General features: G+C 62.3%; 1 protein-coding gene. It reads left to right on the top strand.

All coding sequences use genetic code 11. The annotated features are described in order from the left end of the window. Nucleotides 1–342 (top strand): hypothetical protein (locus RN22_RS25350; RefSeq protein WP_046308522.1); only part of this gene is annotated, 342 nt, incomplete at both ends.

Raw genomic sequence — 342 nt, 5'->3', positions numbered from 1 at the left:
TGATACCACCGCACCGGGCGAAGGCACCGGCACCGGCGGCACCGATGAAGCACCAACTGTAGTGATCCCTGAAGCCTCCGGCGGCGTAGGTGAAGAAGAGTTGACTGACGGCGTGGAAGTGCTGGTCACCCCACCAACAGGCACTCAGCCTGGCGACACCATCACTGTCACTGTGACCCAGCCGGATGGCACCACCAATGAAGTGACGACCACTGTCCCTGGTGGCTGGACTGACGGCACTGCTGTGCCTGTGACCCTGTCGCCGGAAGATTTGGGCGGCACGGGCGGCGAATTACCTGGCGAAGGCGATTACACCATCACAGCAACCGTGACTGACACCGC

Source organism: Grimontia sp. AD028 (genome assembly GCF_000973155.1).
Taxonomy (GTDB): domain Bacteria; phylum Pseudomonadota; class Gammaproteobacteria; order Enterobacterales; family Vibrionaceae; genus Enterovibrio; species Enterovibrio indicus.
The sequence above is the reverse complement of the archived record's forward strand: the minus strand, read 5'-3'. Positions and strand labels throughout refer to the sequence as shown.